The organism is Streptomyces sp. NPDC054849 (assembly GCF_053610945.1).
In genome coordinates, this window is sequence record NZ_JBSGZI010000002.1 from 10,032 (window position 1) to 32,996 (window position 22,965).

Below are 22,965 nucleotides of genomic sequence, written 5' to 3' on the forward strand. Positions count from 1 at the left end.
CTCTTTCAATAACTCCACCCCCCCCCATGCCGCGGCCGGCTGCGTTCTCTCCTAAAAACTTCGGGTTCAGCGGGGCCCGCCCCCCCCCCCCCCCGCCCCCGCTTCCCCCGCTTCCCCCTTGCGCGCACCCCCCAGTGCGCCAACTCGGCGATTCCCGAAAGAGACTAGGCAGGGAACATGACACTCAGCGGCAGTACAGATAAACAGCTGATTGCCGAACCGATGTATACACAACCGGAATTGGCGGTACTCCAGCTGCTTCAGGGACGAACCGTACCCAACTGCTCCGCCAGCTCGACCGGATCCGTCGTAGGCCGCGCGCAGACGAAACGACGACAAACGTACGCCGTCGGAAGGTCGCGTACGAGAGTGCGCTCGGCAAGAAGGGGGAACTCGCCCTCACCGCCCTCCGCCGCACCCGGCAGACCGACCGCCACCACCGCCCCCGGAGCCGTCCCCAGCAACGCGGCGCGGTGCAGCGACAGCAGCGCCGGATCCTCCGGATGGCCGACGACCGCCACCTCGCGGGGCCCGTCGAGGAGCGCCTCGGCGACCGCCAGCCCGTGCCCGATGAAGCGCGGCACGCGCGGACCGAGCGCGTGCACCACCCCGAGCGCCCGCTCGGCCGCCGTGCGGTGCGCCTGCGACCCGGTGTGCGCGGCGTACGAGAGCAGCGCGCCCGCGGCGGCGGTCCACCCGGACGGGGCGGCCGTGTCCGTCGGATCCTGCGGCCGGCGGATCAGCTTCTCCGCATCGTGCGCCGTGTCGTACAGCGAGCCGTCCTCAGCGGTGAACCCGTCCAGGACCAGGTCGACGAGGAACCCGGCGAACTCCAGCCACACCCCCTCGCCGGTCACGGACGCCAGCGCGAGGAAGCCCTCCGCCACGTCGCCGTAATCCTCCAGCACCCCCGCGTTGGCGCCGACCAGGCCGTCCTTGCTGGTCCTGGCGAGCCGCGCCCTGCCGTCCATGTGCACGCGCACCAGCAGATCGGCCGCCTCGGTCGCCCGCTCCACCAGGTCCGGCCGCTCGAAGTACGCCCCGCACTCGGCGAGCGCCGCGATGGCCAGCCCGTTCCACGCGGCGACCACCTTGTCGTCCCGCCCGGGCGCGGGCCGCCGGCCCCGCTCGGCCAGCAGCCGCTCCTTGATGCCGGCGAGCCTGCCCGCCTCCACCACGGGCCCGTCCTGCGGCAGCTGCAGCACCGACTTCCCGTGCTCGAAGGTCCCCTCCTCGGTCACCCCGAAGTACGCGACGGCCAGATCCCCGTCGGCCTCTCCCAGCACGTCCCGCAACTGCGCCGGAGTCCAGACGTAGTACGCCCCCTCCACGTGTTCGCCGCTGAGCGGGTCCTCGCTGTCGGCGTCGAGCGCGGAGGCGAACCCACCCTGGTCGGTGCGCAGCTCCCGGACCATGAAGTCGGCGGTCTCCAGGGCGACTCGCCGCGCGAGGTCCGACCCCGTGGCCCGCCACAGGTGCGCGTAGACGCGACAAACAAGAGCATTGTCGTACAACATCTTCTCGAAGTGCGGAACTCTCCACTCCGCGTCCACGGAGTACCGCGCGAAGCCGCCGCCGAGCTGGTCGTAGATACCGCCCCGCGCCATGGCCTCACATGTATCGGCGGCCATCTGCAACGCACCCTCGGACCCGGTGCGCGCGTGATGGCGCAGCAGGAACTCCAGCACCATGGACGGCGGGAACTTCGGCGCCCCGCCGAATCCGCCGCGCGCGGCGTCGTAGTCCCGCGTCAGCCCGAGCAGCGCCTGCGCGAGCTCCTCGGGCCCGGGCGTCCCGGCCTTCCCGTAGTCCAGCTGCCGCCCGGCCAGGTCCTGGACGATCCGCCGCGCGACGTCGGCGACCTCCTCGCGCCGCCCCACCCAGGCGGTCCGCACCCCTTCGAGCACCTGCATGAAGGAGGGCATCCCGTGCCGGGGCTCCGGCGGGAAGTAGGTCCCGAAGTAGAACGGCTCGGCATCGGCGGTGAGAAAGACGGTCATGGGCCACCCACCCTGCCCGGTGGCGGCCTGCACGGCCTCCATGTAGACGGCGTCGACGTCGGGGCGCTCCTCGCGGTCCACCTTGATGTTGACGAAGTGCTCGTTCATGTAGGCGGCCGTCAACTCGTCCTCGAAGCTCTCGATCGCGAGGACATGACACCAGTGACAACTGCTGTATCCCACACTCAAGAGCACCGGCACCCCCCGCTCGCGCGCCTCGGCGAACGCTTCCGGCGACCACGGCCACCAGTCGACGGGGTTGTCGGCATGCTGGAGCAGGTACGGAGAGGTCTCGTTCGCGAGGCGATTCGGCATGATCCCATCCTGCCGCACCCTTCGGCGTGCGGCTCATGACAGGGCCATCAGGCCGCCGGTTCGGCGGCCCCGATCCGATCAGCCCACTTCCATACCGGAACCACGCGGGAGTGGTCCCAGGTGCCGCAGCCCTTCCTTCCAGGTTTGATCACTAGGTGGGTGAAAACCGAGGCGATCACCTTCCGCTTCTCCTCGAACCCCATCCCGCCCGACTGCCATCGCAGCCGTATCGGCTCCGGCAGCCGGACCCGGCCCGGCACATCTGCGGGAAACAGCAGCCTGTCGATGGCCTCCTCCACGAGAGGCCCGCTGATGGCACATCTCCCGCAGCCTCGGCCCGAGGCGCAGATGTAGTTGTACGGGCTCCTCCGGCTGGCGCTCTTGCCACCTCCCAGGAGCTGATCACATCTGTCGCCACCCGCGAGGTCTGCCCCACAGCGCAGGAACCCGCTGACGAGGTATTTCGGGCCGGCCTTGCGGTCGGTCAGTCGAGGGCTGAGAGGGCCCCGGTGCATGTAGAGGCTCCCGGCCGAGAACGTCGCACAGACGGCAGTCCAGCGTTCAGGCGTAACGATGGCCTGCCATGATCCGATCAGCGGCCTCTCCGTGCCCGGATCGATCAGGAGCTCGCCCCGATTGGCGCGGAAGCCGCAGACTCTGGGAGCCGTGATGATCTGCGTGACCGTCTGCGGGTTCGGGCGGCCACCGCGCGTCCCCGTGACGCCGAGGGCAGCCCACTCTCGCGCCACCTGCCCCATGGATACACCGCCGATGCGAGCCTCGATGGCCTTGCGGACGAGTTCCGACTCCACGGGGTGCAACGTCTGCCGGTCCTCCAGCCACCCGAACGGCCTCGGCCCGCTGTGCGGCAGTCCGTCCATCGCGCGGGACCAATGCCAGTCCTGGACCCGGCGGCTGCGCACCTCCGCCTCGGCGACGGCCCCCTGGAGGCATTCGGCGCCTTGCAGCAGGCCGGCCTTGGTGTATGGATTGCGCAGGCCGTCGCGTCCCACGTACACCCGGCCCGGTGCGGAGGTCAGCGCCGCCATGAAGCGGATGAAGTCGTCCGGCCTGCGGTAGAGGCGGTCGTCCGCGACGGTGACGACGCCCTGCAGGGTCCCGGCCGTGAAGGCGTGGCCTCGGTGGAGGTCGGCGAGGAGGTGGTCGAAGCCAGGGCGTACCCGGTCGTCCTTGGTCGCGTTGCAGCCGTTGTCCGTATAGGTGGCCACGACGGTGCAGCCGTGCTCTCGGGCCGTGCGTTCGTTGATGCGGTGCTGATGGCGCACGCCGCGTGCGTCGCGTTGAGGCGTGTCCTGCGAGGTCCTGGCGTACGAGGCGACCGGTATGTGGTCCATGGCGCTTTTCCTCATCGAGAGTTGTTGCGATGTTCGCTACAACTCACTAACAGACTCTCGGGTTACGCCCTGAGCAGGGGTTCCAGGTCTTTCAGCCAGGCGTCGCGGGACCGGCTCCAGGTGGCCGGGCAGGCTGCGCGGGCCGGGGTGGCGAGGTTCTGGTGGCGGGTGGGGGCGGCGCCGTAGACCGCGCAGCGGTGGGATTCGGCGCGGGTGCTGTTCGGGGGGTGCTCGTCCTCGGGGTCCGGTTCGGGGTCGGCCGCCGCTGCGAGGTCGTAGGCGTGGGCGGCGGTCAGGAGGCTCTTATCGCCCTCCGGTTGGCCGCGCAGCAGCATGAGCTGGGCGAAGCGGTCGGCGGCGTCCTCCTCGGCGCGGCCCTGGTCGCGGACGGGCAGGCCGAGCGCGTCGATGAGGGCGTGGCCCGCCTCGTGGTGGAGGGTCTCCCGGACGATCCCGGCGAGCTGTTCGTCGGGGGGACGGACCCCTGCGCGCTCGAACAGCTCGCGTTCCTCGGTGAGGTCGTCGTAGCAGAGCTCGATGCGGCGTTGCTCCGGGTCGTAGGCGGTGCCTTCGCCGGCGCAGGAGCGGGCGACGACCGTGACGCGGTGGGGGAGGTCGATGTACGCGTTGAGGTCGGTGAGGGTGAGTTCGGCGAGCGACCGGTCTTTCAGGAGGCGGGAGGTATGCCGGTCGGCCGTGGCGGGCGTCTCGTAGCGGAGGACGAATCCCCGGTCGGGGATCTCCTTCCGGAATCCGGTCACCGACAGCGGGAGCACGGCCGCGACGCATCCGGCCAGGATCGCGGCCGCTCGCCCCAGGGTGGTCATGCCCGGGTGCGGAGGGGGGTGGGGGCGTCGGTCGTCGGGTCGGGCTGGCGCTTCGTCATGTGGGCTTCCAGACAGGTGACTTGGTTGTTTTCGATCCGACTGTACGGAGGAGTGCCCGCTTCCCTCTGAACTAGCTCAGATTCCCTCGCGTCGGGGGAAGTCCCGCAGGACACTTGGGGCACGTTGCCGGAGCTCTCTGAGGGGGATGCCGATGCGGGACAGCCATCGCGGTGAGGCCGAGCGGCTGTTGGCTCGGGCCGTGGACGAGGCGGCTCAGCGGGGGGCGGGTGCAGCGGGTGCGGCCGTGGACAAGGCGGCGCTGCTGGCGCGGGGCAAGGAGGCCCTGGACGCGCTCGCGGCGAGTGCGGCGCCCGAGTACGAGGCGTACGTACGGGCCCTGGACGAGGCGGCGGCCGGGGACGAGTCGCTCGGTGAGGCCTTCCGGCGCGGCAACACGTCCACGGCGGTGCTGGTGACGGCGGTGGCGGCGGCCACGGCGGTCGGGGCGGACCTGGCGCTGGGTGTGGCGGCCGGCACGGCGCTGACCGCGGGCGCGGTCGTGGGCATTGCGGGGGCGGTGGCGACGGTCGCCAAGGTGACGGCGCTGCACCTGCCGGCGGCGAACCGGCGGGCCGGGGAGCTGGGTCGTCCCGGGGGTCCGGAGCAGTTGAAGCTGCAGTGGCTGTCGGCGCTGGAGGTCCGTGGGATACGTCCCTTCCTGGATCAGCAGCGTGCGGTGGCCGCGGCGGCGCGGGCGGCCCGGCCCGTGTCCCAGCCCCTGTCCCGGCCGGCCCCGCGGCTGCGGGGAGCGGACCGGAGTGCGGAGGCCCGGCGGCGCAGTGCGCTGGAGCAGTCGTTCGGGCAGCTCCCGGATCCGGCGGGGCTGTTCGCGGGGCGGCGGGCGGAGCTGACGCGGATCGCGCAGTGGGTGCAGGCGGCCCGGGCCAGTACCGAGACCCGCCCGGTGGTGGTGGTGCTGCACGGGGAGCCGGGGGTGGGCCGTACGGCGCTGGCGCTGCGGGCGGCGCACGGTCTGCGGGACCAGTTCCGGGGCGCGTGCGTGGTGGATCTGCGGGGTGGTTCCCTCGGCGGGGAGTCGGGGGAGGCGCCGCTGTCGACGCGGGAGGCGTTGCTGCACCTGATGAACCGGCTGGGGGCGCCCCGCGAACAGTTGCTGTTCCGTGAGGGTGCGTCGGCGGAGCAGCAGGTGCGGCGTCTCGGCGAGCTGTACCACCAGCACCTTCAGGGGCTTCCGGTGACGGTCCTCCTCGACGACGCGGTGGATGCGGCGCAGGTGCGGATGCTGGTGCCGGAGCGTTCGGAGAGCCTGGTGCTGGTGACGGCGCGGGAGCCGCTGGAGCTGCCCGCGGACCTGGCGGCGTGGGTGTACCAGTTGCCGGTGGAGCGGCTGGCGGCGGACGAGGCGGCGGAGCTGGTCCGGGGGGCCGCGCCGCGGGCGGGTCTCGGGGAGCCGGATGCCGCGGGAGGCCCGCCCGGGGCCGAGGGCATGGACGGGGCGGTGGCGGCGGTGCTGGAGGTGGGCGGCGGGCTGCCCCTCGCCCTGCGGATGCTGGCTCCGCTGGTGGGCGGCGGCGGGGCCTTCGGCGGTGGTGCGGCCCACCCGGTGGAGGCGGCCCTGCGCGCCGCCGATGCCCGCCTGGCCGAGCCGGCCCGGCAGCTGCTGCGGCGCCTGCCCCTGGCCGGGCGGGCTTCCCTCGGCGCCGCGGCGGCGGCCGCGCTGGCCGACGTGCCGGAGCAGGCTGCGCTGCGCACGCTGGAGGAGTTGTGGGAGGCCGGGCTGATCGAGCGGGTGCGCGGCCGGCGGTTCCGGATGCACGACGCTGTGCGCGCGTACGCGGCGGCGCGGCTGGCGGCGGAGGAGGACCGGGCGGAGGCTGCGGCGGCGCACGAGCGGCTGATCCGCACGTACGCGCAGCTCGCGGACTCGGTGATCCGGATGGTCGACGGGAAGATGTCGACGCGCGCGAATCAGTTTGACGGGCACGGTTTCACGTCGCTGGACGCGGCGCTGCGCTGGCTGGACGACGAGTCGAGCTTCATCACGGCTGCGCTGCGGCATGCGCAGGACGTGGACCAGCAGGCGGTGCTGGATCTGCTGGGTGCGCTGTGCGACTTCTGTCTGCTGCGCGGTGACCTGTACCGGCTCGGTGAGATCGACGAGCTGACGCAGGCCGTGGAGGCGGGGCGGAAGGGGCTGGGAGAGCAGGGACAGCAGGGGCGGCTGGTGCGGTCGGTGCAGTGGCGTACGGGTATCGCCGCGCGCCAGCTGGGCGAGCTGGACAAGGCCCGTACGACGCTGACGTCGGTGGTGGACCAGTACATGGAGGCCCATCAGGAGGCGGGGGCGGCGATGGCCCTGGTCTCGCTCGGCATCACCCTGCACCATCAGGGCAATCTGCCGGAGGCGGCGGTCCGTATCCGTGAGGCGCTGGTGCTGCAGGAGCCGCCGGAGCTGGCGGGTGACCGGGCGTGGGGGCTGCACGCGCTGGCGGCGGTGGAGCGGGACCGCGCGCACCTGGCCGAGGCTGCGCGGCTGCTGGAGGTGTCGCTGGCGCTGCACCGCGAGAGCGAGAGCGTGCACGGGGAGGCATGGGCGCACTTCCAGCTGGGCCAGGTGCTCCTGCGGTTCGGGGACGTGGGGCGGGCGGAGGCGGAGCTGCGGCTCGCCCTGGACCTGTACGGGCGTACCCGCGACGACCGCGGCGAGGCCTGGGCGCTGACGCAGCTGGGCCGGGCCCGGGTGGTGGACGGGGATCCGGGTGCGGCGGTGGAGCGGCTGCGGGAGGCGCTGGTCCGCCACCGGGAGGCGGAGGACGCGCGGGGCGAGGCGTGGACGCAGTACTACCTGGGGCAGGCGCTGGAGGAGGGCGGCGACCGGGACGAGGCGGTACGGGGGCTGGAGCGGGCCCGGACGATGTTCTCGCGGATGCGGGACGTGTACGGGCTGGCGCACGCCCGCCACCACTCGGGCCGGGTGACGCGGGACCAGCGGGCGGCGCGGACGGGGAACCTGCGCAACTCCGGCTTCGCCCGCCAGCTGCTGGTGGACGCGCGGGCGGACTTCCGGCGGATCGGGCTGGCGCACGGCGAGGCGTGGACGTGCCTGGAGCTGGCGGTGATCGACGCGGGCAACGGCCGTCTCGTGCAGGCGCTGGGCCTGTGCGAGGAGGCGGTCCGGCTGTTCATCTCCTACGGGGACCGGCGCGGGGAGGACTGGGCCCGTTTCCTGCGGTGCACGGTGCTGCCGTATGCGGACGTGGCGGTCCCGTCGGCCACGGAGGAGGCGCGGGCGGAGCTGGCCCGGCTGGCGCAGGCCCCGCATCCGGCGCGGGACGGCCGGCTGGAGGACTGCCTGGAGACGTACGGGGTGATCCTGGGCCGGGGTGTGGACCCGGCGGAGGGCTGGCAGGCGTGGCGGCTCGGCCTGGTCCCGAACCTGCACTCCCGGGAGATCATGGGCGTTCCGCGGGCCTGACCTGGCGGGGCGGGGCCGGCGTCGGCGGGTGCGCGGGCCCGACCCGGCGGGCGCGGGCCCGACCTCGCGGCGTCGGGCTGCGAGCCCACAGCAGGCCGGCCTGACCCGGCGGCGCGCCCCACCACGGCCGGCCAGGCGCCGGCCCGGCGGCCGCGGCGGGGCCCGGTGGGCTGCGTCGCCCGTGGCGCAGGCGCCGTACGCCTTCGCCCGCCCCCAGGGTGCAGGCCGGGGTGCTGGCACGCGCTCGGCGGCGTGCGGGTGGGCCGTTGCCCGGGTGTTCCACCCACGCGGAGGCCGCCGCCGCGCCGTGTCAGGAGCGGGACGGCGGCGCGGGCGGCGGTCCTACGGGGCCCGCTCCGGCGAGGCGGAGGCGGAGGCGGAGGCGGGGTCCGGGGCCTCCTGGAAGTTCACCCGGCCCATGTGCCGGTTCATCGACTTCATCAGGAACCACACGCCGAGGGCGAGGGCCGCGAACACGATGAAGCCCAGGATGCCGGGCGTCACCTTGTTCTTGTCGAAGGTGTCACCCGCCAGCGGGAGGAGCTGGGTCAGTGCTGCCTGCGTAGCGCTCATAGCTAGGCATTGTCCCGGATGCCCGCGAAGAGGTCGGACTCGGGGAGGGAAGTGTCGACGAGCGACTTCGCCAGTTCGTACTCCTCGGTGGGCCAGACCTCCTTCTGGATGTCCATGGGGACGCGGAACCAGCCGCCGTCCGGGTCGATCTGCGTGGCGTGCGCGATGAGCGCCTTGTCACGGATCTCGAAGAAGTCCGCGCAGGGCACGTGGGTGGTCAGGGTCCGCTCCTTGCGCTCGAACTCCTTCCACCGCTCCAGCCACTCCCCGTAGGGAGACTCCATGCCGCGGGCGAGCAGCGCCTCGTGCAGGGCGATGGTGCGCGGCTTGTTGAAGCCCTGGTTGTAGTAGAGCTTCTGCGGCTGGTAGGCGGGGCCGAACTCGGCCTCGGGGTACTTCTCGGTGTCGGCCGCGCCGTCGAACGCCACCATCGAGATCTTGTGGGTCATGATGTGGTCGGGGTGCGGGTAGCCGCCGTTCTCGTCGTACGTGGTGACGACCTGCGGCTTGAAGGTGCGGATCTTCTTCACCAGCTCACCGGCGGCCTCGTCGACGTCCGCGAGCGCGAAGCAGCCCTCGGGCAGCGGGGGAAGCGGGTCGCCCTCGGGGAGGCCGGAGTCCACGTAGCCGAGCCATTCCTGCTCGATGCCGAGGATCTGGCGCGCTTCGTCCATCTCCTTGGCGCGGACTTCGTGGATGTTGTCCTCGATGTACTTGTCGCCCTGGAGCTTGGGGTTCAGGACAGAGCCGCGCTCGCCACCGGTGCAGGTGACCACCAGCACCGGGACCCCCTCGGACACGTACTTGGCCATGGTGGCCGCGCCCTTGCTCGACTCGTCGTCGGGGTGGGCATGGACGGCCATCAGTCGAAGCTGCTCGGTCAAAACAGGATCCTCTGCGATTCGGCGCGACGGGCGACTCCTATAGTGACCGAACTGGGGGTCGGAAAATTCCAGGGGTGACCCACCCTCCCCGGCGAGAGGAAACGATCATGAGCGCGGTGCGCGAGGGACTGCCCGAGGGCCGGTACGGCCGGTCGGCGGACGAGCGTGCGGACCGGAAGCTCAAGATCATCGGGTCGGCGCTGGGCGTCGTGCTGCTGGGTGTGATCGGCTGGATCGGCTGGGGTTACATCTCGGGACAGAGCGTGAGCGCCGAGGTGATCAAGTTCCAGGTGATTTCGGACACCGAGGTGAAGGTCCACCTGGAGATCCGCAAGGACGACTCGGTCACCGGAGTCTGCTCCCTGAGCTCTCAGGACGAGGGGCACGGCGAGGTGGGCCGTGCGGACTTCACCTTCGCCCAGCCCGAGGCGCGCGTGGACGAGGTCGTCACCTTGAAGACCACCCGCCGGGCGACGATGGTCGAGCTGGTGGGCTGCCAGCCGGTCTCCGCGCACTGAGACTCCCCACGCAGGCCTCGCACCGAGGCTTCGCGACGCGGCCCGCGGGGCAATGAGCCTCCGGGGTCCTCCCCCTTTTCTTCCCGAATTGTTAGGCTCGTGGTTTCGTCCGCCGCTGGCGGCTTTGTAGTCCCCTGTACCGACGAGGAGCACCCGTGACCCAGACGAGCGAAAGCGTCACCTGGCTGACCCAGGCGGCGTACGACCAGCTGAAGGCGGAGCTGGACTACCTCTCTGGTCCCGCCCGCACGGAGATCGCCACCAAGATCGCAGCCGCCCGCGAGGAGGGCGACCTGCGCGAGAACGGCGGGTACCACGCGGCCAAGGAGGAGCAGGGCAAGCAGGAGCTCCGGGTCCGCCAGCTCACGCAGCTCCTGGAGAACGCCAAGGTCGGCACCGCCCCCGCGTCCGACGGCGTGGTGGCCCCCGGCACGCTCGTCAAGATCGCTTTCGACGGCGACGAGGACGACACCATGGAGTTCCTGCTGGCGTCGCGTGAGTACGCCTCCGCGGACTTCGAGACGTACTCCCCCCAGTCCCCGCTGGGCAGCGGCGTGCTGGGCAAGGCCATCGGCGAGGACGCCGAGTACGAGCTGCCGAACGGCAAGAAGGCCTCGGTCAAGATCCTGGACGTCAAGCCCTTCACCGGCTGATCACCCTCGGTCACCGTTTCTTTTCGCACGATGCCCGGCCGGGTTCTCCCGGCCGGGCATTCTGCGTACGCGGGTGCCGTACGCGGGTCCGTACGAGGCGCACCTACGGGTGTACGGACGAGGCGTGGGTACACCCCCCGTCCATGCACCCGTACGCCGTACGCCGTACGCCTACGCGGTCGCCGAGCGGTACTTGCGGACGGCGAGCGTCCGGAAGGCCACGATGATCAGCAGCGACCAGAGGACGGACGCCACGACAGGGTGCTGCATCGGCCAGGCGTCCGGGACCGGGTAGCCCTCGGGAAGGTTGCCGAAGAGCACGCGGCACGCCTGGACCGTGGCGCTGAACGGGTTCCACTCCGCGATGGTCTGCAGGAAGGGCGGCATGTTCTCGGAGGGGACGAAGGCGTTCGAGATGAACGTCAGCGGGAAGAGCCAGATCAGCCCGCCCGAGGTGGCCGCCTCGGGGGTGCGCACCGACAGGCCGATCAGGGCGCCGATCCAGGAGAAGGCGTAGCCGAGCAGGAGCAGCAGGCCGAAGCCCGCGAGCACCTCGCCGAAGCTGGTGTGGGTGCGCCAGCCGACGAGCAGGGCCACGACGGCCAGGACGACCACGGTGAGCGCGGTCTGGACGAGGTCGGCGAGCGTGCGGCCGGTGAGGACCGCGCCGCGCGCCATGGGCAGGGAGCGGAAGCGGTCGATCAGGCCCTTGTGCATGTCGTCCGCGATGCCCGCGCCGGCGCCCGCGGTGGCGAAGGTGACGGTCTGGGCGAAGATGCCGGCCATCAGGAACTCGCGGTAGGCGGCGGGGGAGGTGCTGCCGCCGACGCTGATGGAGCCGCCGAAGACGTAGCTGAAGAGGACGACGAACATGACCGGCTGAATCACGCCGAAGATGATCATCTCTGGGAAGATGAGCCAGCCGTCTCGCCCTTGTTGCAACTCGCGGAACGCTTGCCCCGCCCGCTGGCGGCCGTGCTCGTCACGCTCTCATCCACGGCGCCGGTCACGTGCATCGACGGAAGCACGTACAGGGGCGGCACAGGCACCCCCAGGTAGGGCGTGAGGGCGTTCAGGGCCCTGCGGTACTCCCCTGACGTGTGCCAGTGCGTCACGCGTCGGTACAGCGACCCGTAGCTACGCCCCCCGATCCGCTCGTCCCCCGTGTACGAGTTCCACGCTCGGCCGGTACGCAGCTTGTCCAGCATCACCTCGAAGCCTCCGCGCACGTCCTTCCACTGCCGGTTGGACGAGAGGATGCCGCTCACCTTGGCCCACATCTCATCGGTGACGTCCACGGGGATCGGAGTGCCGGTCGCGCGGTGCCACTCGGTGATCGGGTCCATCAGGCCCTTGTGCCGGGGCACTCCCTTGTCGGTGATCTGCACCTCCACCCGCAGCAGGTCGAGGACGTCCTGCTTCTGCTCCAGGGTGAAGTCGTCCATGTTGCCGTCGACCTTCTCAACCAGGGACATCAGGTGAGAGGCCCGACCCTCCTGCGCCTCGGCCTCCTCCAGCCAGCCGGCCACCCGGTCGCGCTCCTCGATCAGCTCGTCCTCCTTCGCCTTCAGCTCCTTCTTCAGCTCCTCGACGAGGGTCGCGTCGTAGCTGTCCTCGTCGTCCTCGACGGACGCCAGGAGGAGGGCGATCTTGCGCCTGCGGGACGCCTTCTTCTTCTCGATCTCGGTGTCCAGCTCGGCCAGGCGACGGCGGTAGGAGCTGGCACGCTCGGGCACGGTGCCCAACCAGTCCGCGATCAGGTCGTGGAGCTTGTCCTTGTCGCCCATGAGGCTCTTGACCTCAGCCCAGACCGCCGCGTCCACCTCGTCAGCGGGCAGCTCCCAGCAGTCGTGATTCTCGACGCCTTCACGCGTACCCATGCAGCGGTAGTACCGATCGTCCGTGCCGGGAACCGTCGCGCCCGTGCGGTGGGTGCCGCACAGCGAGAAGAGGCGGTTCGACAGGAGGTACTTACTGTTCGGCTTGCTCCTGGTGCGGGAGGTCAGGTCCAGGATGGCGAGCAGCTCGGCGGCCCGCTCGTCGGGCAGAGTCTTCGGGGTCTCGATGCGGTACGAGGTCTCGATGGGCTCGCCGTCCTCGTTCGTACCGGCGAAGGTGAAGTCCACGTAGCCCTTCAGGCCGGCCTTCAGGCGGCGGGCGAGGTTACCGCCGGTCCACTCCTTGCCCTGGCGGGTGCGGTAGTTCATCGCGTTCAGCGAGCGAGCGACTTCCTCGCGGCTGGGGATCTCGGGCGAATCGATGAAGAGGGCGGCGGCCTCCTCGATCTGCTTGATCTCCTCGGGATGGAGGACGGGGGTGCCATCGACGTCCAGCATGATGCCGAAGGGCGGCTCCCCCAGGGGCCAGCCCCCGACCGCGACCTTCTGCATCCGGCCGCCCATCGTGCGCTCCAGGATCAGCGCGTGCTCGACCTCGGCCATGTACGCCAGGAGCGAGAGCTGGATGCCGAACATGTCGTCGTCGGAGTCGATCCGGCCGTCAGCCGTGGCGATGCGCACCTTGCGGTTGGTGACCTCGTCCACCTCGACGTCGGTGATGTCGTAGACCCAGCGGTGGATGTTCTTCATCGTGCGGCCGATGCGGTCGAGCTTGCCGAACACGATCATGTCGATGTTGCCGGCCATCGCGTCAGCCGTCATGCGGTCCAGTTCCTCGCGGCTGGCGAGCTTGCCCGAGACGCCGCCGTCCACGTACACATCAACGATGACGTGGTTCATCCCGCGCATCGCGTACGCGATCCATGCCCGGCACTGATCCTCCTGCACCTTCAGGCCGTAGCCTTCGAGCTGCTGCGCAGTGGAAACGCGCAGGTAGATCGCGATGCGGATGACCTGCTTGCCTATCTGCTTCCGTGGAAGGACCCGAGCCCCCATGCCACTCTCCCCATGTGATAAAGAAACCCCCGAGCACCAGCTCGGGGGTTTTCGCTGTGTGTAAGACGGACTCTACGCCGTCTTGTCTGTTTCTCGCATCTGTCCAACAAGGAGCCGTGCGAGGCGCGCCTTCTCGGCCTCTGACCAGGTCACTCTCCGCCAGCTCGACGTGATGGTCTGACTCACGGGGCCACCCGGCCGTGCTTCTCGAAGGCGGCGTGAGTGACTGGCATCGTGCGGGCGAAGTGGGCTTCGAGCTTCTCGGCGACCATCTCGATCTCTCGGAGAGGGAAGCTCGGGACCTTCGCGCTCTCGCGCTGGGTGCGCAGGCTCAGGAAGTGCATAAGGCTGCGCGCGTTGCAGGTGGCGATGAACGAGGTGTAGATGCCGACCGGCAGGACGTTGCGGGCAACCTCGCGAGCGATGCCCGAGGTGAGCTGAGACTGATACGCGTTCCACGCCTTGCGGTAGGACTCCGCAGCCTCGGCCTGAGCGACGACGGACTGGGCGAAGGTGCCGGGCGTGAAGCGGTAGGCGCCAGGCTTGCCCTCCTGCACCAGGTTGCGGTCGCCGGCCGGGATGTAGAAGACGGGCGCCAGCTCCTTGTAGCGCGCGCTCTCCTCGTTGTAACTCCAGCCGGCGCGGTGCCTGAACCACTCGCGGGCCACGAAGATCGGGGCCTCGACGTAGAACGTCATGGAGTTGTGCTCGAAGGGCGAGCCGTGGCGGTCCCTCATCAGGAAGTTGATCAGACCCTTGGTCGCGCCCTCCGAGTCGATGGCGTCGGCCCCCTTGGTGCTGACGCGGGCGGCCTGGACGACGTCGTAGTCCATGGCGCTGGTGCGGAGGGGCTGGACGGTGACGTCTGAGCGAGTCGTGATGGTCACGAGGTGGGGGTCCTTTCAGTGGGCGGGAGTGGCAGCCAGCAGGCCGGCGAACAGAACGAGGACGGACAGGACAGCGAAGGAGGAGAGGCGGCGTCTCACTATCACACCCGGTCCTGATAGAGGACGTCGTACGCCGCGGTGACCGCACCCTCGTACGTGGGGGCGTCGTTCAGGGCTTCCTCGACCTGCGTCAGGCGCTCGACCGCGTCCTCGTAGAGGGCCTTGTAGTCGATGGGCTCCAGGATGCTGCGCTCCGGGGTGCCGTTGGCGAGTCCGAAGCCTCGGACCCAGCCCCATCCGTTGCGAATCTTCACGCTGCGATCTCCTCGTACTGCTTGCGGGACATGCTCGTCAGGTGCCATGCACCGTGCTCGCACTGGTACGCGCGACCCTCGACCTTCAGGCCGCGCCGGGTACCCCTGGCGTCTGCCTTGCGGGTGCGCTTGGCCTGCGCCCTGCCCATGGCCTTCTCGGCGTCGTGGCGGGTGGCGAACGCGCGCTTTACGCCGCACTCGCAGGCTCGGAAGTCGACTGTCCTGTACGTCACGGTGGTGCTCCCTACTTCTTCTTGCTCTTGGGTGAGTCCTTCACGAACTTCTCGCAGCCGCAGTCAGTGAGCTGACACAGGCCGCGGGCGGCGCCGGCCGCCGAGTGAGTGAACGGGGGATGCCCGCACTGCGGGTTGTGGCAGTAGCCGGGCCAGCCGGCCTTGCCGTCGTGGTTGGCGAGGGCGATCCCCGAGGACGTCAGGGGGATGACTCGGCCCGTACCGCCGAAGCTCATCTTCTTGGCGAAGGCTTCGGCCTCTGCGGTGGAGCCGAAGGGCCCGTAGTTCAGGCCCTTGCTCCCGTCCGCCCATCTGTGGGTGAGGACCCAGAGGTCACGCATCTGGAGGATCGATCCCATCTCCTTCAGCAGGGCCTTGGCCATCTGATCGGGAGACTCGAAGGTCGGGTCCTCCAGGATGTCGACGACCGCCTGGATCTCGTGCTTCCGGGGGGTGATCCTCACGGTATGTCTATCACACCCGGTCCGGAAGAAGGCCGAGCAGCTCCGCAAGGAGGCCCACCAGGTCTTCGCGGCCGGCCTCGTTCACGCCCCACTTCGCGTCGTCGTAGCCGCTGTAGTCGCCGTCCTTCACGTCGCCGCTCTCGTCGAACCAGGCGTCGATCTCGGCCTGGCGCTGGTCCTCGCGGGCCTGGTACTCGTTGATCACGGCCTGAAGCTGGACGACCAGCCCGTGCTCCTCGTTGCTGATCTGCGCGCGGATGGCCTGCGTCAGGGTCTCGGTCATGGCCTTGATGGGGTTGCTCACTGCGGGTTCCTTTCGATGACGCGCGCTCCGTAGCGGCGCGTGTTGACGTAGGTCCAGACGTTCCAGGTGGTACCGGCAGCCTTCGCCGGGTCGGTCCAGTGGCCGGCCTGGTTCTTGATTCGGACGCTCCCCCGCTTGTCGAGGATCTCGACGGATGAACCAGGGGGGAGGGAGTCGAGGTCTGCGATCCGCTCGACGTGAGTCACTTTATCACACCTCGCTCAGGCTGCGGAGGCGAAGTGTTCGGCGAGCACGGTCACACCGAGCAGCCGGTCGCGCAGGTCGTCGAGGTCTCCGTCGTTGACGAGGGTGGCGTCGAACTGCCAGTTCCTCAGCGCCACCTCGGAGGTGAACGTCAGGCCGTTGGCATCCTTCGCCGGGCCGACGCCGGGTCGCTCGATCCAGATGACCACGCCACCCAGTGCGCGGATGGCTCGGGCCTCGTTGGGGAAGCGGACGTCGCTCACGACCAGGGCCTCGCGCTCGGCCTCGTAGTCACGGAGCAGGGCGTCGACCCAGACGTCTTCGCCCAGCGTCACGCGGCCGGCGTCGGTACCCGTGGCGTGCAGCAGGCGCCGCACCTCGGGGAACTTCTCCTTCGCCCCGTCCCATCCGTACGCGGCGACCAGGTTGACCAGGCGGACCGGGGGGACGTCGGGGTAGGTGGTGACGAGCGGGTTCTGGCGGTACAGGAACGTCTTCAGGCGGTCGGCGAAGGCGTCTCGCCTCCAACCTCCCTCGACCAGTACCTGGGCGGCCGAGTCCTTGCCGGACCGGGCGAAGCCAGCCAGGCCCACGAGCAGTGCGTTGTTCACTTCGGGTCCTCCTTGTCGGGGTCGAGCAGGTCGGCGGCGTAGACGATGCCGGTTCCGGTGTAGAAGTGGCGGCCCATCGGGTCGTCCAGGTCGTGATCGCGCAGGCGGTCGGCCCACTCTCGGCGGACCGCGCTCACCAGCTCGTCGAGTTCGCGGCGTCGGTCCTCGTACTCCTCGCCGTACAGGCCGCCGGTGATCTCAGCCATGGCGGTCTCGACGTCGGGCCTCCAGACCCACTGACCATCCACGCGCTTCCATCCGAACTTGCTCATGCGGCCAGCGCCTCCAGCTCGGACGGGGACAGATCCACGTACGGAGTGCCGTCCGCGTACGTCACCTGGAGGTGGGAGATCCGCACGCACAGCCGTTCTCCACAGGTTGGGGATACACGCGTGCCCTTGGGCAGGTCACCGAAGGCGATGAGCCAGGCGACTCGGCCGGCGGTCTGGTTGTAGCCGTTGTAGCTGAGCTGTCCGAGGCCGGTGGCCTTGCAGATGCCGCCGGTCCAGAGCCAGTGGTTGTTGGTCCTGGCGACTGCGGAGTGGAACTTCTCCTCGTCGGTGCTGCCCTTCAGGAACTTCGGGGCTGCGATCTCGGCGGTGCGGATGTACTCGCGGATGGGGATGTCCTTGCCGACGTGGCCCCATCGGGCGATGCGGGTCCGGTGGGCCATGCACAGCCCGTCACGGCTGCGGGCGTCGTTCTTGCACTGCACACCTGCACTGCTGGTCACGTAGCACTTCACTGTCGTGGTCCTCTCGCTCGATGGGGAACTCGATGAGTGGGTGCCAGGGGCTCGAACCCTGGTGCCTGCCGGTCACCCTGAAAGCTGTGGCTTTATCACATTTGGGGGTCAGGAAGTCTCGCGGAATCCGTCGAAGCAGTGGATGTACGAGGTGTCGCCGACCTTGGCCCAGCAGAGCTGGTGTCCCCAGACCGCACCCCAGAACTCCCAGCCGGCGGCCTGCTTCTGCCTGGCGAACTTCAGCCGGGCGCTCGGGTTGTTGAGCTTCGGGTCGAGGTAGATCAGCTTGCCTCGGGCGTCCACGATGTAGGAGTGGCCCTTCCCGTTGCCGAGCTGGGCCGCGTCCCAGTAGCAGTTCTTCGCGGTGCCGTCGTCCTCGGGGCAGGGCCGGGTCGGGAGCTTCGGGCTCGGGGGTCGGACGGAGGAGGACGTCAGGGTGATCTGGTCGGTGGACGAGGCGGACGGGGCGGACTCGGCGAGGTGGGCGGCGGCCAGGTCGACGGTGATACCGGCGGCGAAGGCGAACAGGGCGGTGGCGGAGACGAGGATCTTGGTACGGAAGTTCATGGGACTACTCCTTCGGGGACTTCAGGCGGGGGAGGTTGATGGCGCCGGTGCGGGGCGGCTGCCACGCAGGCGGAAGCTGGTAGCGGTAGGCGGTGAGGGTGGGGATCTCGTTGGGCCGGGCGACACCGTTGGTCACGGCCACCTGGTAGATCTCGGCGAACTGGGCGACCGCCCGCTTGACGATCTCGCTGTAGCTCAAGCCCGTGGGGGCGAGCGTCTCGATGGCTCGGGCCAGGTCGGCGTCGACTCGTGCGGCGAGCTGCCTCGGGGTGCTCATGCGGCCAGCTCCTCCAGGGCGTCGGCGACGACCTCGCCGGCCTCGGTGATCAGGCCCGCTGCGATCAGCCGCTCCGCGGTCCTGCCGTAGTAGCCCTGGAGGGTCCAGACCATGCCGCTGCGGATCAGAGTGGCGAACAGGTCCAGCGTCTCGTCGTCGTCCAGCTCTCCCAGCTCGAAGCTGATCAGGTCGATCGCGATGTCCTTCATGCGTCCCATGTCCTTGCTCTCTCTCGTACTGTTGGGGGTAGGGAGGGGGCCGATCTCACCTCGGCCCCGTCCCGTCTACTTCAGGTGGATCAGGCGGCGAGCAGCTCGTCGATGCGCGCCTGCCACTTCGCGGCCTCGGCCTCGTGCTGCTTCGCCTCGTCCCGCTTGCGCTTGGCCTTGCCCTCCAGGTGGTTGCGCTCGTACTCGAACAGCAGGCGGATGCTGTCGGTGATCCACATGGGGTTGTCCTTCTCGAACTGGTTCAGCGCCTCGCGCTCGATCTCTCCGAGCTGCCCGTACGCCTTGGCGTCGTAGCTCACCTGAGAACCCCGGTCGTTGCGGTAGCCGCCTCGGTAGCTCGCCTCGGACTGCCACTTCATCGCGATGCCGTGCCGGTCGAGGTAGCCCCGACCCTCGGGCAGGCGCTTGATGACGTGCTCGATGGCGTACTTCCGGCCGCGAATCTTGACGAAGCCGAGGTCGGTGTCGGACTTGAACTCCGGGTCGGTGCTGACCCAGGCCCGCGCCTGAAGTTCCTCGACCTCGCGCCGCTCGTTGCCGTCCCAGTTGGTGTACGTCTTGCGCTCGGCCATCAGGACTTTGATGTGGATCGTGCCGTCTGCGATCTCGACGGTGTGGATGATCTGCTCGTCGCTCACGGCGACCTCCTCGTGGGTGTGTTGGTGTTACTGACGCTGGTCGGACTGGCGGCTTACCAGTCCCACCAGTTGCGGACGTCCTCGGGGGACTCGTCGTAGTTGGTCTCGATGACCGAGTCGAGGTCGTCGACCTGCGGGTCCTCGGCGACGGTCACGATCGCGTTGACGACCAGGTTGATCAGGTCCCTGTCTCGGTCGCCCAGATCCAGGCCGTCAAGGACCAGGTCGGCGCCGCCGTTCGCGGCAGTGGTGAGTTCTCGGAGGGAGAAGGTGGTGCTCATGCGCTCACGCCCTTGGGCTTGCAGCTCGCGGTCTATCCGCGATGGCGGGAGCCGGGGACTCGAACCCCGGCGTCTGCCGGTCTCCCTGCTGGCGTTGCCAGACTATCACATCGGTACGTCTATCACACCTAGCCGTAGCGAACGTCGTCGAAGATCGCGACCTGCACCAGGATGTCGGCGGTGCCCGCGTCGATCATGCAGGTGTCGATTCCGTCCCGGTCGTTCCGGTCGATCCAGGACTGCACGATGTACCCGTGGTACTCGCGGTTCACGTACTGCTGGTTCAAGTCCAGGAGCTTGGCGTACGCCGCTCGTATCTGGTCACGGCTGATGTAGTGGACCGCCTCGACCTCGCGGTCCCCTCCCCAGAAGCGTTCGTCGTCGCCCTCGACCACGACGTACTGCTTGTCGGAGGGCAGGCCGGCGAATTCCGCGGGGGTCGGCTCGATCGCCCAGTAGGTGATCCCTCCGTACGCTGCGGTGTCGATGATGTCCTGGACGTTCTCGTCGGTCAGGATCTGTGCGATCTGCTCGGTCACGGTGATGGTCATGATGTAGCTCCTCAGTAGCCGAACTCGAAGGTCAGACCGCGCAGTTCAGGGGCGGTCGACTCGGAAACCTCGACGTCGTACACGGCGTCGCCCGACCTGCCCGTGCCGGTAGCCGGGAAGATGTGCTCGTACTCCCACTCCATGCGCTCGTCGGTGTCCTCCTCGGGCAGCGGGAGAGGCACTGTCACGATGGCCGTCGTCTCGATCTCGACGCCGTCCGCGACGTAGAAGTTCTCGATGCGCAGGGCGATGGTTGCGGTGTCGGTCATCAGGCAGCCGCGATGATGCGCAGGGACTCCAGGTAGTTCTCGGACAGCCCGCGCAGGTACTCACGCAGCTCGTCCTCACTGAAGACGCGGGGCGCCTCGCGGTCGGCGTCCTGCTCCTCGTCGAACTCGTGGGCGTGGGCGTCGTCCCAGTCCTCGCCCTCGGCGTGGCCGACGAGCCAGGTCAGGGCGGCGTCCTGGTGGCCGCTGATCCAGAGGGCCAGGGCGATCTCGTCCGCCTCACCGCAGGTGAACTTCGAGCCGACGTGGTCGGCAGTCATCCCGTCGCCGAAGACGCGGGCCAGCGGACGAAAGGCTTCGGTGAGAAGGCTGACAGAGAGAGACACGGTTGCTCCTTGGGTTGCTGCTCGCGGGCAGACGTCCGCGATGGTGGGCGCCGGGGACTCGAACTCCCGGTGTGTGCCGCTCGCCCTGGGGGGTGGAGGTTCAGGCCGCGATGAGCAGGAGCTGGCCGTCGAGGGGGGCGTTCAGTGCCTCGTTCGCACGCTCGACGAAGTAGTTCTCGCGGTGCTCGTTCCAGATCTGGGCGACGCGGGACCACGACACATCGGCGTTCGCCTCATGGCCGTACAGGTCCTGAAGGGCGTCGTAGGCCCGCTCGAAGATCGCCTCGCGGTCGGCGTCGGAGTCGTCCCAGTGCTGCTTGTGGACGTCGTCGACCGCGTCCTCGACGTTCTTGCGGAAGCGCTCCATCTCCCGCTCGGAGTAGTCGGACTCGTCGATGATCGGGTAGTCGAGCAGGCCGTATGCCAGCCCGGCCGCCTCGATGAACGCGGGGGTGAACTCCCGCTCATCCGGCAGGCACTGCTCGCCGTCGCACTCGGTCAGGCAGTAGCTCTGGCAGTACCAGGAGTCCTCGTCCCGCTCGCACTCGTCCTCGTGCTGCCAGGTCGGGGCGCACTCGCACTCTTCCTCGTACGTCTCGTAAACCTGGACGTAGATGGTGCGCAGGCTGCCGAAGGCGAAGTGCCGGGCGGAGCCGTCGATGACATGGTCGTCCGCAAAATCGCCGGCCGCCCCCTGGATCAACGCCAGGGCCGAGAGGTAGTTGGACTCCTCCAAGATGTCGTCGCCCAGCTCGGCCCAGGAGAACAGCGCTCCGTGGGTGGTGAAGAGGCGGTCGTCCCAGAACATCGCGTCGGACGGGCGCTTCAGGGAACGCTCGGCGATGTCGGTCAGGGTGTCGCGGTCGAGGGAAGACATGGGTGTCCCTTCAAGGTGGGTGGGGTGGGGTGAGGGACTGGCGGCGATGCCTGCCGTCCCGGTGGGAGCCGAGGACTCGAACTCTCGGTGTGGGCCGCTCTCCCTACCGCCTACGGGCGGTCTGTTTTACACACTCACTCAAGCTCGAAGTCGATGTCGCCGGGCAGGGAGTCGTAGTAGTCCAGCTCCAGGCGTCCGCTCTCCTGGAGGCTGCCGACCAGGTACTCGCGGATGTCGTTCTCGGTCAGCTCGTTGCCGTCCTTGCGGCGCAGGCCCTCGAAGTCGAACCGGATGGTGATGGAGCCCTTGTAGCTGTACTCCAGGGAGTCGAGGCCGATCTCCTCGCCCTTGTTGGAGATGTCCTCGCGGTGGGTGTCGAGGTCGTACTCCTCCACCAGCTCACGCAGGAGGGTGTGGGCGTCGGCGCGGAGCTTGCCGTACTTCTCGCGGGCGGCGTACGCCTCGCGCTTCTCGCGCTCCACGGCGTCGCGGAGGTTGGAGATGATCGCGTCGCGGGAGCCGAGGACGTGACGCGCACTGTCGCGCTCGGCGGTCACCAGCTCCAGGGCGTCGCGAACCTGGCGGAGTTCGATCTCCAGGGCGGCGACGGCCTGGGCGGTGGGGACGGCGGCCTTCTCGAAGGAGATGGTCATCATGCGTTCCTTTCAGTCACTCTATCACACCTGGTGTGTGCAGAGGCAGCGGGAGCCGGGGACTCGAACGCCCGGAGTGTGCCGCTCTCCCTACCGGCGGAGCCGGTGGATCATGCAGCTTCCGCCCGCTCGTGTGCAGGCAGGGCCATGAAGACGACGTCGGGTTCGCCCGGCGTCCAGTTGGGGACGCGCTCGGTCTCGACGAAGCCGAACCCGCGGTAGTACGTCGGCAGGAAGCCGTCGAAGCAGTCGAGCAGGTACGCGCCCTTGTCGATGGCGACCTGCACCAGGGTGTGTCCCCGCCCCTTGATCAGAGAGAACAGGCCGATGAGGGTGCCGTCAGGGGTCACCCCGAAGCCGGCCTGGTTGTCGGCCGTCAGGTAGTACCGCGCGTCGTCGGGCATCTCTTCGGGCTTCGAGGTCGCGTCGGCGATGCGATCGGAGAGAGCGCGGGCCGAGCGGAGCGCGAACTTGTAGCGGTTGGGGCTGGTGAATCGGATCACTGGGGGTTCCTCCGAAGCGTTGTCAGTCTATCACACTTGGGTCTTGCTGAGCGGGCGTCCCGGACTCGCACCAGGGGGGTGGCTGCTCACGCCCTGCTGACTTTCGTCAGACTATCACACCGTGCCCTGCGTCTCGCGGGCCCTCACCGAGGACCACCAGTCGCACTGATCGGAGTCGCACGTGGCCGTGCGGTATCGCCCATCGCAGTCCCACTCCCACGTCGTGGGGCGGGCGATGCAGCCGAAGCACAGCGTCTCCTCGTACTCCTCGTACGTGGGTGTGTGCTTGACCTCCACCCGCACGTCATGGCCCTTCGCCCGCTCTTGGCGGACGCTCCGGATGGCGCGGGCTGCGACGCTCCGGCGAGCGCCTCGCTCGGTGATCGACGGCTCATCCTCACCGAAGAAGTAGAACCTGATCTCGTATCGGTGCTCGATGGTGGGCACCGGGTGCGGCACGAACGGGTTACGCATGGTCTCTCGCTTTCGTTGTCAGTC

31 protein-coding genes are annotated in these 22,965 nt (G+C 69.2%); 3 read left to right on the plus strand and 28 right to left on the minus strand.

The window, feature by feature from the left end:
- Positions 1–260: 260 nt before the first annotated feature.
- The 3 genes from ACWGIF_RS01275 to ACWGIF_RS01285 all read right to left on the minus strand — a co-directional run bounded on the left by ACWGIF_RS01275 (position 261) and on the right by ACWGIF_RS01285 (position 4,497).
- Positions 261–2,315 carry a thioredoxin domain-containing protein gene (locus tag ACWGIF_RS01275; RefSeq protein WP_453489183.1) on the minus strand — a complete coding sequence of 685 codons (2,055 nt, stop codon included), beginning with the start codon at positions 2,313–2,315 and terminating at the stop codon, positions 261–263.
- Positions 2,316–2,362: 47 nt separating this feature from the next.
- Entirely contained in the window at positions 2,363–3,670 is a 1,308-nt protein-coding gene (locus tag ACWGIF_RS01280; RefSeq protein ID WP_453489186.1) for a recombinase family protein, read from the minus strand.
- A gap of 62 nt (positions 3,671–3,732) precedes the next feature.
- On the minus strand, positions 3,733–4,497 hold the full coding sequence (locus tag ACWGIF_RS01285; protein ID WP_453489189.1) for a DUF4344 domain-containing metallopeptidase: 765 nt from the start codon (positions 4,495–4,497) through the stop codon (positions 3,733–3,735).
- Positions 4,498–4,708: 211 nt separating this feature from the next.
- On the opposite strand from ACWGIF_RS01285, the gene ACWGIF_RS01290 reads away from it, so the two are divergent.
- Complete coding sequence (locus ACWGIF_RS01290) at positions 4,709–7,993, plus strand: tetratricopeptide repeat protein (protein ID WP_453489192.1); 3,285 nt, start codon at positions 4,709–4,711, stop codon at positions 7,991–7,993.
- A gap of 342 nt (positions 7,994–8,335) precedes the next feature.
- Here ACWGIF_RS01290 and ACWGIF_RS01295 read toward each other — a convergent pair whose 3' ends face one another.
- Both ACWGIF_RS01295 and mca read right to left on the minus strand, forming a co-directional pair.
- Complete coding sequence (locus tag ACWGIF_RS01295) at positions 8,336–8,566, minus strand: hypothetical protein (protein ID WP_453489195.1); 231 nt, start codon at positions 8,564–8,566, stop codon at positions 8,336–8,338.
- Between the two features lie 2 nt (positions 8,567–8,568).
- The gene (gene mca, locus ACWGIF_RS01300; RefSeq protein ID WP_453489198.1) at positions 8,569–9,450 is read right to left on the minus strand and encodes a mycothiol conjugate amidase Mca; all 882 of its coding nucleotides are present in this window, start codon (positions 9,448–9,450) and stop codon (positions 8,569–8,571) included.
- A gap of 107 nt (positions 9,451–9,557) precedes the next feature.
- On the opposite strand from mca, the gene ACWGIF_RS01305 reads away from it, so the two are divergent.
- Entirely contained in the window at positions 9,558–9,968 is a 411-nt protein-coding gene (locus tag ACWGIF_RS01305) for a DUF4307 domain-containing protein (protein ID WP_453489201.1), read from the plus strand.
- 155 nt (positions 9,969–10,123) lie between these two features.
- On the plus strand, positions 10,124–10,621 hold the full coding sequence (greA, locus tag ACWGIF_RS01310; RefSeq protein ID WP_326588341.1) for a transcription elongation factor GreA: 498 nt from the start codon (positions 10,124–10,126) through the stop codon (positions 10,619–10,621).
- 171 nt (positions 10,622–10,792) lie between these two features.
- Here greA and ACWGIF_RS01315 read toward each other — a convergent pair whose 3' ends face one another.
- The 23 genes from ACWGIF_RS01315 to ACWGIF_RS01425 all read right to left on the minus strand — a co-directional run bounded on the left by ACWGIF_RS01315 (position 10,793) and on the right by ACWGIF_RS01425 (position 22,941).
- A complete protein-coding gene (locus ACWGIF_RS01315; RefSeq protein ID WP_453489204.1) occupies positions 10,793–11,563 on the minus strand; it encodes an ABC transporter permease in 771 nt (256 codons plus the stop codon).
- On the minus strand, positions 11,521–13,515 hold the full coding sequence (locus ACWGIF_RS01320) for a recombinase family protein (protein WP_453489207.1): 1,995 nt from the start codon (positions 13,513–13,515) through the stop codon (positions 11,521–11,523). The genes ACWGIF_RS01315 and ACWGIF_RS01320 overlap by 43 nt, the downstream gene beginning before the upstream one ends.
- A 182-nt stretch (positions 13,516–13,697) precedes the next feature.
- Entirely contained in the window at positions 13,698–14,348 is a 651-nt protein-coding gene (gene thyX, locus ACWGIF_RS01325; RefSeq protein WP_453489692.1) for an FAD-dependent thymidylate synthase, read from the minus strand.
- A gap of 155 nt (positions 14,349–14,503) precedes the next feature.
- The gene (locus ACWGIF_RS01330) at positions 14,504–14,716 is read right to left on the minus strand and encodes a hypothetical protein (protein WP_453489210.1); all 213 of its coding nucleotides are present in this window, start codon (positions 14,714–14,716) and stop codon (positions 14,504–14,506) included.
- Complete coding sequence (locus tag ACWGIF_RS01335) at positions 14,713–14,949, minus strand: hypothetical protein (RefSeq protein ID WP_453489213.1); 237 nt, start codon at positions 14,947–14,949, stop codon at positions 14,713–14,715. The genes ACWGIF_RS01330 and ACWGIF_RS01335 overlap by 4 nt, the downstream gene beginning before the upstream one ends.
- Positions 14,950–14,960: 11 nt before the next feature.
- Positions 14,961–15,413, minus strand: a complete 453-nt coding sequence (locus ACWGIF_RS01340) for a hypothetical protein (RefSeq protein ID WP_453489216.1) — start codon at positions 15,411–15,413, stop codon at positions 14,961–14,963.
- Between the two features lie 10 nt (positions 15,414–15,423).
- On the minus strand, positions 15,424–15,717 hold the full coding sequence (locus ACWGIF_RS01345; protein ID WP_453489219.1) for a hypothetical protein: 294 nt from the start codon (positions 15,715–15,717) through the stop codon (positions 15,424–15,426).
- Positions 15,714–15,923: a hypothetical protein gene (locus tag ACWGIF_RS01350; RefSeq protein ID WP_453489221.1), complete on the minus strand. Its 210-nt coding sequence runs from the start codon at positions 15,921–15,923 to the stop codon at positions 15,714–15,716. The genes ACWGIF_RS01345 and ACWGIF_RS01350 overlap by 4 nt, the downstream gene beginning before the upstream one ends.
- Positions 15,924–15,938: 15 nt before the next feature.
- Entirely contained in the window at positions 15,939–16,532 is a 594-nt protein-coding gene (locus ACWGIF_RS01355) for a deoxynucleotide monophosphate kinase family protein (RefSeq protein WP_453489224.1), read from the minus strand.
- On the minus strand, positions 16,529–16,804 hold the full coding sequence (locus ACWGIF_RS01360) for a hypothetical protein (protein WP_453489227.1): 276 nt from the start codon (positions 16,802–16,804) through the stop codon (positions 16,529–16,531). The genes ACWGIF_RS01355 and ACWGIF_RS01360 overlap by 4 nt, the downstream gene beginning before the upstream one ends.
- Positions 16,801–17,265 carry a hypothetical protein gene (locus tag ACWGIF_RS01365; protein WP_453489230.1) on the minus strand — a complete coding sequence of 155 codons (465 nt, stop codon included), beginning with the start codon at positions 17,263–17,265 and terminating at the stop codon, positions 16,801–16,803. Before ACWGIF_RS01365 ends, ACWGIF_RS01360 begins: the two co-directional genes overlap by 4 nt.
- A gap of 120 nt (positions 17,266–17,385) precedes the next feature.
- Entirely contained in the window at positions 17,386–17,844 is a 459-nt protein-coding gene (locus ACWGIF_RS01370) for a hypothetical protein (RefSeq protein ID WP_453489233.1), read from the minus strand.
- A 4-nt stretch (positions 17,845–17,848) separates the two neighbouring features.
- A complete protein-coding gene (locus ACWGIF_RS01375; RefSeq protein WP_453489236.1) occupies positions 17,849–18,121 on the minus strand; it encodes a hypothetical protein in 273 nt (90 codons plus the stop codon).
- A complete protein-coding gene (locus tag ACWGIF_RS01380; protein WP_453489239.1) occupies positions 18,118–18,339 on the minus strand; it encodes a DUF7417 domain-containing protein in 222 nt (73 codons plus the stop codon). The genes ACWGIF_RS01375 and ACWGIF_RS01380 overlap by 4 nt, the downstream gene beginning before the upstream one ends.
- An 80-nt stretch (positions 18,340–18,419) precedes the next feature.
- On the minus strand, positions 18,420–18,989 hold the full coding sequence (locus tag ACWGIF_RS01385; RefSeq protein ID WP_453489242.1) for a hypothetical protein: 570 nt from the start codon (positions 18,987–18,989) through the stop codon (positions 18,420–18,422).
- A gap of 53 nt (positions 18,990–19,042) precedes the next feature.
- Positions 19,043–19,270, minus strand: coding sequence for a hypothetical protein (locus tag ACWGIF_RS01390; protein WP_453489245.1), 228 nt, complete (start codon positions 19,268–19,270; stop codon positions 19,043–19,045).
- 128 nt (positions 19,271–19,398) lie between these two features.
- Positions 19,399–19,821: a hypothetical protein gene (locus ACWGIF_RS01395; RefSeq protein ID WP_453489248.1), complete on the minus strand. Its 423-nt coding sequence runs from the start codon at positions 19,819–19,821 to the stop codon at positions 19,399–19,401.
- Between the two features lie 11 nt (positions 19,822–19,832).
- On the minus strand, positions 19,833–20,090 hold the full coding sequence (locus tag ACWGIF_RS01400; RefSeq protein WP_453489251.1) for a hypothetical protein: 258 nt from the start codon (positions 20,088–20,090) through the stop codon (positions 19,833–19,835).
- On the minus strand, positions 20,090–20,434 hold the full coding sequence (locus ACWGIF_RS01405) for a hypothetical protein (RefSeq protein ID WP_453489254.1): 345 nt from the start codon (positions 20,432–20,434) through the stop codon (positions 20,090–20,092). The genes ACWGIF_RS01400 and ACWGIF_RS01405 overlap by 1 nt, the downstream gene beginning before the upstream one ends.
- Before the next feature lie 100 nt (positions 20,435–20,534).
- On the minus strand, positions 20,535–21,311 hold the full coding sequence (locus tag ACWGIF_RS01410; protein ID WP_453489257.1) for a hypothetical protein: 777 nt from the start codon (positions 21,309–21,311) through the stop codon (positions 20,535–20,537).
- A 134-nt stretch (positions 21,312–21,445) separates the two neighbouring features.
- Positions 21,446–21,967 (minus strand): hypothetical protein, encoded by a 522-nt coding sequence (locus ACWGIF_RS01415; protein ID WP_453489260.1) that lies wholly within the window; start codon positions 21,965–21,967, stop codon positions 21,446–21,448.
- A 107-nt stretch (positions 21,968–22,074) separates the two neighbouring features.
- On the minus strand, positions 22,075–22,467 hold the full coding sequence (locus tag ACWGIF_RS01420; RefSeq protein WP_453489263.1) for a hypothetical protein: 393 nt from the start codon (positions 22,465–22,467) through the stop codon (positions 22,075–22,077).
- Positions 22,468–22,581: 114 nt separating this feature from the next.
- Entirely contained in the window at positions 22,582–22,941 is a 360-nt protein-coding gene (locus tag ACWGIF_RS01425; protein ID WP_453489266.1) for a hypothetical protein, read from the minus strand.
- Between the last annotated feature and the right edge of the window lie 24 nt (positions 22,942–22,965).